This window comes from Undibacterium sp. FW305-107 (assembly GCF_058788535.1).
In genome coordinates, this window is the sequence record NZ_JBYTAV010000016.1 from 33,804 (window position 1) to 47,016 (window position 13,213).

Below are 13,213 nucleotides of genomic sequence, written 5' to 3' on the forward strand. Positions count from 1 at the left end.
CCTGACCCACCTGCGGAGCAACATTTTTACTATGCAAAGCGACGTGCTTCGCCAGCACCAAACAGATTGCTGACGCAACGGCCACACAGACCAGCGTGCTCAGCATTGCTACCTACGTCCGCACGATAATGCCAGCAACGCTCGCATTTTTCGTACTTGGATGGGGTAACGAGCACGGTTTCTTCTGCCTCGCTGGTAACCTGTTCCACGCCTGCTGCGGAAGTGATCAGGGTGAATTTCAAGTCATCGGCAAAGCTGTTCAGTACATCGAATTTGCTGCCACTGGCCTTGATCGTCACTTCTGCCTGCAAGGATGAACCTATGCCACCGGCCACGCGTACTTCTTCCAGTTGCTTGGTCACATCCGTACGCACTGCACGCAGGGCTGCATACTTGGTCAGCAAGGCTTCAGCATCAGCGATTTCAGGCAAGCTGTAATAAGTTTGCGTGAAGATGGTTTCATCGCTGTCTTTGTATGCATCGGCAGCGGCAAAGAATTGCCATGCTTCTTCTGCGGTGAAAGACAGCATTGGTGCCATCAGGCGCAGCAATGATTGCGTGATATGCCAGATCGCCGTTTGCGCAGAACGGCGCGCATGCGAAGTCGTGCCGCTGGTGTACAAGCGGTCTTTCAGGATGTCGAGATAGAAACCACCGAGGTCTTCTGAGCAGAATGATTGCAATTTGCTGACCACGGGGTGGAATTCAAATGCCTCAAAATGAGCCAGGATATCTTTTTGCAATGCAGCCATATTGGCGATTGCATAGCGGTCTATCTCCAGCAATTCGTTGATTGCAACAGCATCTTTTGTTACATCAAAATCAGAAGTGTTAGCCAGCAAGAAGCGCAAGGTATTACGGATGCGGCGATAAGCTTCAGTCACACGTTTCAGGATTTCGTCAGAGATAGACAGTTCACCCGAATAATCAGATGATGCTACCCATAGACGCAAGATGTCAGCACCCAGGGTGTCAGATATCTTTTGTGGTGCCAGTGTATTACCCAAAGACTTGGACATCTTCTTGCCATCGCCATCAACCGTGAAGCCATGGGTCAGCAAAGCTTTGTAAGGTGCGCGGCCATCCAGCATGGACGCTGTCAACAGTGAGGAATGGAACCAGCCACGATGCTGGTCTGAGCCTTCCAGATACAGGTCTGCCGGGAAAGCTGATTGCTCTTTATGTGAGCCGCGCAATACAGTCTGATGCGTTACGCCAGAATCAAACCACACGTCCAGCGTATCGCGGTTCTTCACATACATGGCAGCTTCGTCACCGAGCAAATCAGCAACTTCGATTTTTTGCCAGGCTTCTATACCTTCTTGCTCTATGCGTTTGGCGATCTGTTCCAGCAGCTCTGGTGTACGTGGATGCAATTGGCCAGTTTCCTTGTGCAGGAAGAAGGCCATAGGCACGCCCCATTGACGCTGACGTGACAAGGTCCAGTCAGGACGGTTGGCGATCATGCCATGCAAACGTGCCTTGCCCCACGCCGGGAAGAAGGCAGTTTCATCGATGGCTTTCAATGCTGTCTGGCGCAAGCTGTCGCCACCCGCTTTGGGCGTATTGTCCATGCTGGCAAACCACTGTGAAGTGGCGCGGTAGATGATAGGTGTCTTATGACGCCAGCAATGCATATAGCTATGCTCAAACATCTTGAATGAAAACAGGGTACCCGCTTCACGCAGCTTGTCGCAGATAGGTTTGGATGCTTCCCAGATCGTCATGCCAGCAAAGAAAGGCAGACTGGATGCAAATTTGCCATCACCCATGACTGGGGCGATGATGTCGTCATCCTTCATGCCATGCGCCTTGCATGACTGAAAATCTTCGATACCGTAAGCTGGCGCAGAGTGGACCACGCCGGTACCGGTTTCTGTACTCACGTATTCACCCAGATAGACTGGAGAAAAACGGTCATAGCCCGCGTCCAGAGCTGACAATGGATGCTTGAATTTGATTTCAGACAAATCCGCACCCAGGCAAGTGGCGATGATGTCACCTGTCAGGCCGTAGTTGCTCAGGCTGGCTTCAACCAGATCTTTCGCCAGTATCAGAAGGATGTCTTCACCTTCGCGCTGGGTCTTGACCAGTGCGTAAGTGATTTCCGGGTGCATGTTCAGCGCCTGGTTGGACGGGATGGTCCATGGCGTCGTGGTCCAGATGACGCAATAGCCTTTGTCCAGTGGCAGTTTGTCGAGCTTGAAGGCGGCAGCCAGCTTGTCATGTTCGGCAAACGGGAAACCGACGTCGATGGAAGGGTCGCGTTTGTTTTCGTATTCGACTTCAGCTTCTGCCAGGGCGGAACCGCAGTCAAAACACCAGTTGACTGGTTTCAGGCCGCGATAGACATAGCCTTTTTCCAGCAATTTGCCGAGTGCGCGCAATTCGTCGGCTTCATTGCCAAAGGCCATGGTTTTGTAGGGATTGTCCCATTCACCCAAAACACCCAGACGGATGAAGCCAGCTTTTTGTTTTTCTATCTGCTCATTTGCATACACGCGTGCCTTGGCATGTACTTCGGCCACTGGCAGGTTTTTACCAAACAGTTTTTCAACCTGGATTTCGATAGGCATGCCGTGGCAATCCCAGCCAGGTACATACGGCGCATCAAAGCCAGCCATGGTGCGGGCTTTGACGATCATGTCTTTCAAGATCTTGTTGACGGCATGTCCCAGATGGATATCACCGTTGGCATATGGTGGGCCGTCATGCAGGATGAATTTCGGGCGACCGGCAGACGCCTTGCGCACGCGCTCATAGATCTTCTTGTCTTGCCATTCCTTGACCCACTTGGGTTCACGCTTGGCCAGGTCGCCGCGCATGGGGAAAGCTGTTTCGGTCATGTTGACCGGGTATTTACTGGCAGTTTTTGCCGCTTTGTTTTCAGACATAATGAGTTTTCTATTTTTAAAATCGGGATGAAGTCACAGGCAATTACAACTAACAATGTGTGAGCTTCAAATTCGGTCAGTGGCAGAGCGGGCAGGGCGGTGGCTATCAGCAAAATAGGCACGAGCCTGGTTAGCGTCCTTGTTGATGGCCGCAGTCAGGGTAGGCAAGTCGATGAATTTTTCTTCATCACGCAGTTTTTTCAAGAATTCTATCTGCACGACTTTGCCATAAGCATGGCCGCTGTAATCAAATACGTGGGTTTCCAGCAGCACGCGGCCGCTGTCATCGACAGTAGGGCGTACACCCAGGCTGGCAACGGCTGGCAAAGGCTGGTCTGCCAGGCCATGCACCTGCACGATGAAGATGCCATTCAAGGCTGGGCGGTGATGCGCGATACGCAGGTTCAGCGTAGGAAAGCCTATGGTGCGTCCCAGCTTCTGGCCGTGCACCACATGGCCGGAAATACGGTATGGGTGGCCCAGCAAGGCTTCTGCTTCATCAAAATCGCCATTGGCAAGAGCAAGGCGTACCGCAGATGAAGAAATGCGCACGCCCTTGTTTTGTACTGAAGGCAGGGTTTCAACGGTAAAGCCAAAGCGCTGTCCCGCTTCAGTCAATGTAGCGATATCGCCAGCACGTTTTGCACCAAAGCGAAAATCTTCACCGACCATGACCCATTTGACGTGCAGGCCATCGACGAGCACTTTTTCTATGAAGTCTTGTGGCGACAGAGATGCGAAGTGGGCATTGAAATGTTCAACGATCACTCTGTCTACACCTGCAGCCTGCAGAGAAGCCATGTTGTCGCGCAAATTGGCGATGCGTGTGGGAGCTTTCGACAAGTCACCCTGCATCTGCGCAAAGAATGCACGCGGATGTGGTTCAAATGTCATTACGGCAGCTTCTATGCCAAGACGTGTGGCGGCATCCCGCAAACGGGCAAGCAAAGTCTGGTGACCCAGATGTACGCCGTCAAAGTTGCCTATCGCCAGCGCACAGGGTGCGCGGGAGGCTGCATTTGGAAGTCCGCGAAATACCTTCATTGTTTCCAGAAAACTGCTGCAAAGCCGTAGATTATAAATGCTTTCGTCTGGCTATAGACCTGACCTGAGGTGAAAATGCAAATTTCACAAGGGATTAATTCGTGAAATCATCCCATTTCTCAGCATTTAGCGTGTGAATCAATGATGATGTGACCACAAAACATCATTGGAGCTCAGATAGGAGGCAACGGCTTCCTTGTTGCCAGTCGCATGTTTCATGATCTCGCCGCAGCTGCAAATGCCTTGGTAAGGCTGAATATGTGAGCAGGCAGAAACTTTTTGCAAGAAAACCTGAACGGATTTGCTGCAATTTTTGCATTTAAAGGTCAGGATGCGGGCGGGTTTGTTGATCATGATGCTAATTTTCTAAACGATTAATCAATTCTGCTAGTCAGTACTTTGGTATTCACTGACCACAAATACTATTTTAATTTTAAACGCCACAATGAAGTAACTTCTTTAACGCGCGCAGCATGCAAGGGATCGTTTTCATCGGTTGATTTTGGATGACGCGGCTTGATGTCCATCTTGCCAGCTACTGTCAGGCCACCTGCATCTATCCAGCCTTGCAACTCTGCGGCAGTACGCAGGCCCAGGTGTTCGGCAAAATCAGACATGACCAGCCAGGCTTCGCCCTGTGGTTCCAGGTGTTCTGCCACTCCAGCCAGAAAGCCGCGCAGCATGCGGCTGTCAGGATCATACACAGCATATTCTATTGGTGAGTTGGGGCGTGCCGGCAACCATGGCGGATTGCAAACTATCAGAGGTGCACGACCAGGCGGGAACAGGTCTGCCTGTACTAATTCAATTTGGCCGGACAAACCCAGTCTGTCTATGTTTTCGCGGGCACAGGCGAGGGCATGCAGGTCCTGGTCGGTAGCCACGATTTTTTTGACACCACGCTTGACCAGCAGGGCTGACAGTACACCCGTACCCACACCGATATCAAAAGCCAGTGTGGTTGATGGTAGCGGGGCTTTTGCCAGCAAGTCTATGTATTCACCACGTACAGGTGAGAACACGCCATAGTAAGGATGGATTTTTGCACCCAGAGCAGCGATCTCAACGCCATTCTTGCGCCATTCATGCGCACCGATCAAGCCCAGCAATTCACGCAAGGAAGCCACAAAGGCCGTGCTTGGTTCGCCATAGACTTCGCGGCAGGCTTGCGTTACATCCGGCGCACGACGCAGGGTGATACGGTAGTCAGCTTCAAAGGGTATCAAGACCATGGCCAGCACGCGTGCTCTTTGTGATTGTGCCTGGCGGTGCAGATTGAATGCTTCTTTTGCAGATTCGGGCACTTTGGCTTTTTTGCTGGCCCTGGCTGGCTTTTTATCGATACGGCGTGCCAGCGCCTGCAATAGTTGTTTGGCATTGTGATAGTCGCCACGCCACAGCAGGGCAGTACCTTCACAGGCCAGCTTATAGGCTGTTTCCACATTCATGCGGTCATCGGCAATCTGCACACGCTTGGGTGCTGGTGCACCACTCTCGGAATGCCAGCGGCATGAGCGCGCTTCGTCGTTTTCTGTCCAGTGCAATTGCAAAGCAGGGGTGGGGGTGTTCATATTTTTCTTTTTGTTGATGGTGCTGGGTTTGCCAGTAGCTGGCCAAGGCTGGAGTGTAACAAAGAATGCTGACCGGATGAGAGCTCTCTGAGGGTGCGCAAGGTTTTGCTCGTGAATTCCCTTATTTAGGGCAAAGTAAAAAATACAGCTGCCAGGCACAATCTTATGTTAACCTCATGCTTCTTAATATATTAAGCCTGTGAGACACCTACCATGCCAACTCCATTTCGTCCTGTTTTGCTAGTCACTTTGCTGTCTTCTTTTGTATTTGCTACCCCTTACAGCATGTCTGCTATCTCTGCGCCGGTAGCCGTCAGCAAGAAAGCTGATCAGGGTTTTGCCCAGGTAAAGACAGCCTTCCTCGCCGCTTTGTGGCAACAAGACCCGGACATGGCGATGGCGGCAGGTCGCTATCAGGATGCCAATAAACTGGTATTGCCAAATCAGGCTACCCGTGATGCCTATGTCGCTTTTGCCGATAACTGGCTGGCGCAATTGGGCAAGGTGGATGCCGATGCTTTGTCCGCAAAAGAGCAGACTGACCTGGCGTTGATACGCAACTACCTGAATGGTGCACGCTGGTATCTGACGCAATTTCGAGAATTTGAATGGAACCCTACCCAGCATAATATCGCGGGCAGTTTTGATGCCATCCTCAATACTGATTTTGCCCCAAAAGCGAAGAGAGTACTGGTAGCGATACAGCGCCTGCAAGCCGTGCCAGCATATTATGCGGCGGCCAAAGCCAGCATCAAAAACCCTACGCCTGAACATACCCGACTGGCGATCAAGCAAAGCGCCGGTGCCATCACAGTATTGGCAGGGCTGGAAAAAGCAGCCGCACAAGAGAAGCTCGCGGGCAAAGACAAGCAAGCGCTGGAAGACGGTTTAAAAAATGCACGTGCCGCCGTCAATGACTATGTGCAATTTCTTGAAGACCTGGAAAAGAAACTCGATCCGGCAACAGCCCGTACTTTCCGCATAGGCAAAGATTTGTATGAAGGTAAATTCACTGCAGATATCCAGTCCTCACTGACAGCAGAGCAAACTTACCAGCGTGCTTTGACCGCCAGGGACGAAGCGCACGACAATATGGAGAAACTGGCCGACCAGCTTTGGGATAAAACCATAGGTGCGCAAGCCAAGCCTGCTGATCGTGTCAAGAAGATTGCCATGGTGATCGACAAGTTGTCTGAAAAACATGTGGCAGCAAAAGACTTGTACCCTGAAATCCGTAAGCAATTGCCCCAGTTGGAGAAATGGATACGCGAACATGATCTGGTTAGCCTTGATCTGAAGAAGCCACTGGTCGTGCGCGAAACGCCAGAATATCAGCGCGGTGTCAGCCTTGCCTCTATCGAGGCGCCTGGCATCTTCAGGCCTAACGATAAAACCTATTATAACGTCACCCCTTTTGATGGCCAGCCTGCTGAACAAATTGAAAGCACGCTGCGTGAATACAATCACTGGGTCTTGCAGATATTGAATATCCACGAAGCTATTCCTGGTCATTACACGCAATTGCAACATGCAAATAAATCACCGTCAGTGATCAAGACCCTGTTCGGCAATGGAGCCATGATAGAAGGCTGGGCAGTCTACAGCGAACGCATGATGCTGGAGTCAGGCTATGGCGACAATACACCAGAGATGTGGCTCATGTATTACAAATGGAACTTGCGTGCGGTCTGCAATACCATCCTCGATTATCAAGTGCATGTGCTGGGCATGACCGAAGCAGAAGCCAAAGACTTCTTGATGAACCAGGCTTTCCAGACCAAGGCAGAAGCCGATGGCAAATGGTTGCGGGTGCAATACACATCTGTGCAACTTACCAGCTATTTCAGCGGATATAGCGAGATACTTGAATTCCGCGAGCAACTCAAAAAACAGCAGGGCGACAAATTCAAGCTCAAGCAATTCCATGAGCAATTCCTGAGCTATGGCAGTGCGCCTGTGGGCATGATCAAGAAGCTGATGTTGAAAGATGTAACGAAATAAAAACTGACTTTTTCGTGTTAAAAAATTCTATCCATGCGCCCCGATATTTATGAAGTTACCCAGATTGGTAAAGGCTTTCTGGCAGTTATGGCTAAACCTGTTGCGGGCGAATGGATAGAAGATGAATTTCGCGGGATTGCGCAATTTGGTATCAACAGGCTAGTCTCGTTGCTAGAGACCCATGAAATACGCGACTTGGGTTTGCAGACTGCACCAGACTTATGTGTAGTAAATCAGATCGATTTTGTGCATTTTCCTATCAAGGACAGGGGCCTGCCATCTTCTTTTTCTGCCACGCAGAAATTGGTGACGCAATTGCATGATGATATTCTCAACGGAAGCAATACTGTCGTCCACTGCCGTGCGGGGATAGGGCGGACTGGCTTGCTTGCTTCAGCAATCCTGATCCGGCATGGACTGGATACCATCGCAGCGTTGGCCGCGGTCAGCAAAGCGCGCGGTATTACGGTTCCAGATACCGACGAACAAATTGATTGGTTGAAGAAACATCAGGCTGCGTTGCGTACCTGAATTTCAAATTTCTCCCGGATTTCTGTGCGTACATAGCTAAATATTTCCCTTTGGAAATTTAAGTTTCTCTTGGAAAAATATTCGCTCGTCTGTTTTGGTGCGTCCACAAAAATTGTGGTGCAAAAGTCGTAAAAATGCACAAAACAGATAAGTAAGAGTGGTTTTTTCACAAATTTGTTAAAAAAAGTCAAACCTTGGTAACAAAACTGACATGTGCGGATGTTAATCTAGTAATCGTTTGCGCAAACGATTGCTTAATATAACTGTCGTTAAATCTCGTTTCTTGAAAGCTGCAAACAGCATGGTGGTAAGAAGAATAGTAGAGCTGTACAAGAATGGCTGCTTACGGATATCTGAACAGAGGCTGAAGAAAAAGAAGCGAGAGAGGCGTGTTCCTGATGGAATGCGCGCAGGCAAAGTATGACTCTGCTTTGATGATTTCAACTGAATGAGGATATGTGTGAGACGGTCACATATATGAATATTAATGATTAATCATTCAGGGGGAATATTTTTATGCAAGGTCTACAAAAAGCCAGCAAGCTAAAAGTGCTGGCATTGCAACTCAGTCTTATTTTTACGGTCAGTTTTGCTGGCATGGAAGCTGCCTACGCATCCATCCCGGATCATCATGAGTTTGAGGCAAGCTTGCACGTGCCATATCGCTCTGATGCCAAAGCCGGTGCCGAATCCCGTTATTTCACGATGGAATTCGAATATCCCTATGTCACCAGAGAACAGACCATCACCTGGCGTCTGGAATTGCTGGGCGCGGACGGACGTGTAGTTGACCGCTGGTATGGTACAGAAAAACTTTTCAAGAAAACTGTCAACGCGCAAATGTTCTGGAGTGGCCGTAGCCCTACAGGCGCGGCATTGAAGGACGGCGTCTATCAAGTCAGGCTGACGGCCAAGGCAACGGACACATCAGCCATGCAAGCTGCTCCTGCTGGTGACGTTGCCAGCACAGTCGAGCGTGCATTGGCAATTCATGATACAGAAATTATTACCCAATCCTGGCCGCTGCAAGTCGGTAAGCTGGCCGCGCCAAAAATGCCAAGCTTTGCTGCTTTGCCGACCAAGGCCAGCAAAGCCCTTGCTGCCTCATCCACTGCTGCTACCAAGGCAGTAGCAGGCATGGCGCCACCGCCGGCACCAGCAACAGGTTCACTGCCTTACACTATCTATTACGGCAACCTGCACAGCCAGACCAATCATAGTGATGGTGGTGGTGAGCTGACTTCATGTACCGGTGCGCAAAACCCGCAATCAGCTGCCTATGGCCCGACGGATGCATACCAGTATGCATTGAACAAAGGGCTGGATTTCCTGATGACGTCAGAACATAACCATATGTACGATGGTTCTGACGGCACCAACGCATCAGCTACTCCGGCTACTGCCAAAAACCTGTATCAATCTGGTCTTGCCGCTGCGAATAGCTTCAATTCCAGCCACGCCGGTTTCCTGGGCATTTATGGCCTGGAGTGGGGTGTCATCAATAATGGTGGCCACATGAATATTTTCAATTCCAATGAATTATTGGGTTGGGAATACAACAGCAGCAACCAGTTGCTCGCTGATACGCTGACAACAAAAAACGATTATGCCGGGCTGTATACATTGATGCGTCAGCGTGGCTGGGTAGGGCAATTTAATCACCCTTCAAGCAGCGGACAGTTCCTGGTGGGTGGAACTGCATTCGGTTATACTGCAGATGGCGACCAGGCCATGGTTGCTTGCGAAGTCTTGAATACTTCCGCTTTCTCTACCAATACGACAGAGACAGAAACCAGTCGCAGCACATATGAAGGTGCTTGTAACAAGGCACTGGAAGCAGGCTTCCACATCGCTTTCACGACAGACCAGGATAACCACTGTGCCAACTGGGGGGCTTCTTATACCAATCGCACAGGTGTTTTATTGGCAAACGGTGCGGCATTAAATACCACGAATTTTGTGGATGCTTTAAAAGCCCGCCGCATCTTCGCTACCATGGACAAGAATTCGCAAATCATTTTGACTGCGAATGGTCACGTCATGGGCGAGCGTTTCACGAATAGTGGTGCCTTGACCCTGGTCAGCAATTTTGCCAACACCAGTGGCCGTACTGTTTCTACCGTGGTGATTTATGAAGGTGTACCAGGCCGCAATGGCACGGTGACACAGTTGTCGAATACAGCGACGACGACGATTACTCCGGCAGTGGGTGAGCATTTTTACTATGCAAAAATCACGCAGGATGACGGTAAAATCCTGTGGTCTGCACCGATCTGGGTTACGCAATCGAATAGTACAGATAGCACGCCACCTACGGTCAGTGCAGGTGAATCAGGCACCAGCGGCACTATCACACTGTCTGCCAATGCGACGGACAATGTCGGTGTCAGCAAGGTTGAGTTCTATGTTGACAATGCACTTAAAGGCACAGCCACCAGTACGCCTTACAGCATGACACTGAACTCTACGAGCCTGACCAACGCCAGCCATAGCCTGGTCGCCAAGGCTTATGATGCTGCCAACAATGTTGGTACTTCATCGGCAATCAGCTTCACCATCAATAACCCTGTCAGTGATACAACTGCACCTACCGTGTCGGCCAGTGAAAGTGGTACTAGCGGTAACATTACTCTGTCAGCTACAGCGACAGATAATGTAGGCGTCACTAAAGTTGAGTTTTATGTTGACGGTACATTGAAGGCAACCAGCACAACTTCACCGTATTCAGCGACGTTGAATTCAACGACCTTGTCGAATGGTACGCATAGTCTGGTTGCCAAAGCCTATGATGCTGCCAATAATATTGGTACTTCTTCTACCGTGAGTTTTACTGTCAATAACAGTACCTCTACACAGTTGATTACCAATGGCGGCTTCGAGAGTGGCGCCAGTTCATGGACTGCCAGTTCAGGTGTCATCAGCAACAGCGGATCAGAAGTCTCACGTACAGGTAGTTATAAGGCCTGGCTCAATGGCTACGGCAGTGCCCACACTGACACCCTGTATCAACAAGTGACTATCCCTGCTGCTGCCACATCCGCCAGCCTGAGTTTCTGGTTGAAGATCAGTTCAGCTGAGACTACTACGACACAGGCTTACGATACTCTGAAACTGCAAATACAAAACAGCAGTGGCACGGTACTGGCAACCCTGGCGACTTATTCGAACCTGAACAAGGGTACGACCTACCTCAACAAAACCTTTGATCTGAGCAGTTATAAAGGCCAGACCATACGTGTGTATTTTGTTGGTGTTGAAGGTAGTGTGACGGCGACATCTTTCCTGATTGATGATATATCGCTGATTGCGCAATAAGTGGCTGTCAGCTGGCTCAGTAGTAGAAAAAACCGCCGAGTCCGGCGGTTTTTTTATGGTGTTTTTGTTTGCTCCGGATTTGTTGAACTACTCAGGATAAGCGGCAAATAGCGCAGTGATAATCGGCTTTGGTAATTCGGGGTAAGATATGCCATCTTGCCAATGAATGCTGGGGATCAAAATGAAGATCAGGTTTTATCATGCACCAGATGCCAATTGCTGCGAACGCTTGTTGTGGATACTCGACTACAAAAAAGTCGATTATGAACGTATTGATGTTGGCCTGGGCGATGTTGGTGAGCAAGTCAGATTGCTGAGCCCCTTTGCCCGCGTACCCTTGATGGAAGTTGATGGTGTCGCCTTGAGCGAATCCATGGCCATGGCTGAATTTATCGAAGAAATCGCCCCCAATCCACCTTTGCAATATACAGAGGCCTTCGCCCGTGCTCAGGTGCGTGAGATTTGCGAAGCGGTTAACTCATCCATACATCCGCAACAAAACGGTAGTACCGTGCGTTTTTTTCATCCCGACTGGAGCAGGGAGCAGATGCGACCAGTACGGGCAAAGTGGTTGTCGATGAATCTGCAAAAACTGCAGTCACGCTTGTGGCAGGGAAGTCAGTTTGCAGTTGGTGCGCAATTCACGCAGGCGGATATTTTCGTCGCCATCATCTATCGCAAAGCAGTGGACCTTGGGGTGGCAATCAGTGATTTGCCTGACTATGAGCAATACTGGCAATTTTTGATGACGCATGAGGCTATACGTTCTAGCTGCCCGGTTGCATCTTGAAGACGATAGTTCTTCACGACTAGTGAACGCTTCATTTATGCCAAGCTATTGGTCATTTATCTTGTAGCAAAATATTCTTGAAAATACTAACAATGCTACTACCTCCCCGTTTGCAAGCCCTTTTTTTGCTGAATGCAACAATATTGATAACCCATCAGATTGATGCTGCTTTCTGGCAAGAATGGGAACTCTTCCATATTCCCGGAGGAAATCAGATCAATCTGTTACTGAACTTACCAATTATCGCCCTGGTCTTGTTTGCACAAGGGCAGGTGACGGCGAATACAAAAAACGCACTGGGCAATTACAAATTGGTAGCATTTTTGGGATTGCTCACTGCTGGAATTCATTCTGCATTCTTTGTTGCTGGCAGTGAATCGTTCATGCAACCAGCGTCCATTGCCTTGTTAATCGCGACGACTCTGGCCTCAAGCATGCAACTTTTCCTGCTTCGCAATATTGCTCACGAATAGCCTTCACCTTTATTCCCGATACATTCATGCATAAATTTATACTCTCCCTGCTGTTTTTTTGTGTCGGTAGTGTATCCGCTGCAGTACATAACGACGCCATCAATATCAGTTTTCCAGATCAACTGGCAGGTTTCAGATTTGCCGAGGCCTCCACATTCCCTGTCAAGGAACTAGGCGACTATATCGCCTACAGACGTAGCGATCCTATACTGGTCTCGATTTATATTTACACAGCAGGCATTTCTCCCATCCCAGCCAGTATAGATGCACCAGTAGTAAAGCAGCATTTTAGTCAGATCATTGCCGAAGCAAAGGGAATGGAAGCCTCAGGCCAAGCGCGTTCTGTCAATTTGACTACTGGCTCTCAGCAAAATACCCGTTATTTCAGTTGTGGGCCACAATTCATCTGGCGAGAATTTGAATTTGAAAATTCAGTCGGCATGAATACCTCGTACACTTATTTGACTACGATGAAAAACAATTTCGTCAAACTGCGTATCACTCATCAAAAAGGCAACGCCCAGGCACGGAGCGAAGCTGAAATTTTCATCGGTGAAATCAGAAAATTGCTGGGTAATTGTAAAGATTGAAATT

10 protein-coding genes are annotated in these 13,213 nt (G+C 49.5%); 6 read left to right on the plus strand and 4 right to left on the minus strand.

Going from position 1 to position 13,213, the window contains the following annotated elements:
* Positions 1-29 precede the first annotated feature (29 nt).
* The 4 genes from ileS to AC3WQT_RS26585 form a co-directional block, all read right to left on the minus strand.
* On the minus strand, positions 30-2,894 hold the full coding sequence (gene ileS, locus AC3WQT_RS26570; RefSeq protein ID WP_492708678.1) for an isoleucine--tRNA ligase: 2,865 nt from the start codon (positions 2,892-2,894) through the stop codon (positions 30-32).
* Positions 2,895-2,960: 66 nt separating this feature from the next.
* On the minus strand, positions 2,961-3,938 hold the full coding sequence (locus AC3WQT_RS26575; RefSeq protein ID WP_492708680.1) for a bifunctional riboflavin kinase/FAD synthetase: 978 nt from the start codon (positions 3,936-3,938) through the stop codon (positions 2,961-2,963).
* A gap of 138 nt (positions 3,939-4,076) precedes the next feature.
* A complete protein-coding gene (locus AC3WQT_RS26580; RefSeq protein WP_241458797.1) occupies positions 4,077-4,292 on the minus strand; it encodes a hypothetical protein in 216 nt (71 codons plus the stop codon).
* Positions 4,293-4,360: 68 nt separating this feature from the next.
* Complete coding sequence (locus AC3WQT_RS26585) at positions 4,361-5,509, minus strand: methyltransferase (RefSeq protein WP_492708682.1); 1,149 nt, start codon at positions 5,507-5,509, stop codon at positions 4,361-4,363.
* 213 nt (positions 5,510-5,722) lie between these two features.
* On the opposite strand from AC3WQT_RS26585, the gene AC3WQT_RS26590 reads away from it, so the two are divergent.
* The 6 genes from AC3WQT_RS26590 to AC3WQT_RS26615 all read left to right on the plus strand — a co-directional run bounded on the left by AC3WQT_RS26590 (position 5,723) and on the right by AC3WQT_RS26615 (position 13,209).
* On the plus strand, positions 5,723-7,510 hold the full coding sequence (locus AC3WQT_RS26590; RefSeq protein WP_492708684.1) for a DUF885 domain-containing protein: 1,788 nt from the start codon (positions 5,723-5,725) through the stop codon (positions 7,508-7,510).
* 33 nt (positions 7,511-7,543) lie between these two features.
* Entirely contained in the window at positions 7,544-8,041 is a 498-nt protein-coding gene (locus tag AC3WQT_RS26595) for a protein-tyrosine phosphatase family protein (protein ID WP_492708686.1), read from the plus strand.
* Positions 8,042-8,557: 516 nt separating this feature from the next.
* On the plus strand, positions 8,558-11,356 hold the full coding sequence (locus AC3WQT_RS26600) for an Ig-like domain-containing protein (RefSeq protein ID WP_492708688.1): 2,799 nt from the start codon (positions 8,558-8,560) through the stop codon (positions 11,354-11,356).
* Positions 11,357-11,537: 181 nt separating this feature from the next.
* A complete protein-coding gene (locus tag AC3WQT_RS26605; RefSeq protein ID WP_492708690.1) occupies positions 11,538-12,146 on the plus strand; it encodes a glutathione S-transferase family protein in 609 nt (202 codons plus the stop codon).
* A gap of 77 nt (positions 12,147-12,223) precedes the next feature.
* Positions 12,224-12,619 carry a DUF6713 family protein gene (locus AC3WQT_RS26610; RefSeq protein WP_492708692.1) on the plus strand — a complete coding sequence of 132 codons (396 nt, stop codon included), beginning with the start codon at positions 12,224-12,226 and terminating at the stop codon, positions 12,617-12,619.
* A gap of 26 nt (positions 12,620-12,645) precedes the next feature.
* Entirely contained in the window at positions 12,646-13,209 is a 564-nt protein-coding gene (locus AC3WQT_RS26615) for a hypothetical protein (RefSeq protein ID WP_492708694.1), read from the plus strand.
* Positions 13,210-13,213 lie beyond the last annotated feature (4 nt).

What these genes read in the sequence shown, in the direction of transcription:
- ileS (WP_492708678.1), bottom strand. Translation starts at nt 2,894, where the DNA reads ATGTCTGAAAACAAAGCGGCAAAAACTGCCAGTAAATACCCGGTCAAC.
- AC3WQT_RS26575 (WP_492708680.1), bottom strand. Translation starts at nt 3,938, where the DNA reads ATGAAGGTATTTCGCGGACTTCCAAATGCAGCCTCCCGCGCACCCTGT.
- AC3WQT_RS26580 (WP_241458797.1), bottom strand. Translation starts at nt 4,292, where the DNA reads ATGATCAACAAACCCGCCCGCATCCTGACCTTTAAATGCAAAAATTGC.
- AC3WQT_RS26585 (WP_492708682.1), bottom strand. Translation starts at nt 5,509, where the DNA reads ATGAACACCCCCACCCCTGCTTTGCAATTGCACTGGACAGAAAACGAC.
- AC3WQT_RS26590 (WP_492708684.1), top strand. Translation starts at nt 5,723, where the DNA reads ATGCCAACTCCATTTCGTCCTGTTTTGCTAGTCACTTTGCTGTCTTCT.
- AC3WQT_RS26595 (WP_492708686.1), top strand. Translation starts at nt 7,544, where the DNA reads ATGCGCCCCGATATTTATGAAGTTACCCAGATTGGTAAAGGCTTTCTG.
- AC3WQT_RS26600 (WP_492708688.1), top strand. Translation starts at nt 8,558, where the DNA reads ATGCAAGGTCTACAAAAAGCCAGCAAGCTAAAAGTGCTGGCATTGCAA.
- AC3WQT_RS26605 (WP_492708690.1), top strand. Translation starts at nt 11,538, where the DNA reads ATGAAGATCAGGTTTTATCATGCACCAGATGCCAATTGCTGCGAACGC.
- AC3WQT_RS26615 (WP_492708694.1), top strand. Translation starts at nt 12,646, where the DNA reads ATGCATAAATTTATACTCTCCCTGCTGTTTTTTTGTGTCGGTAGTGTA.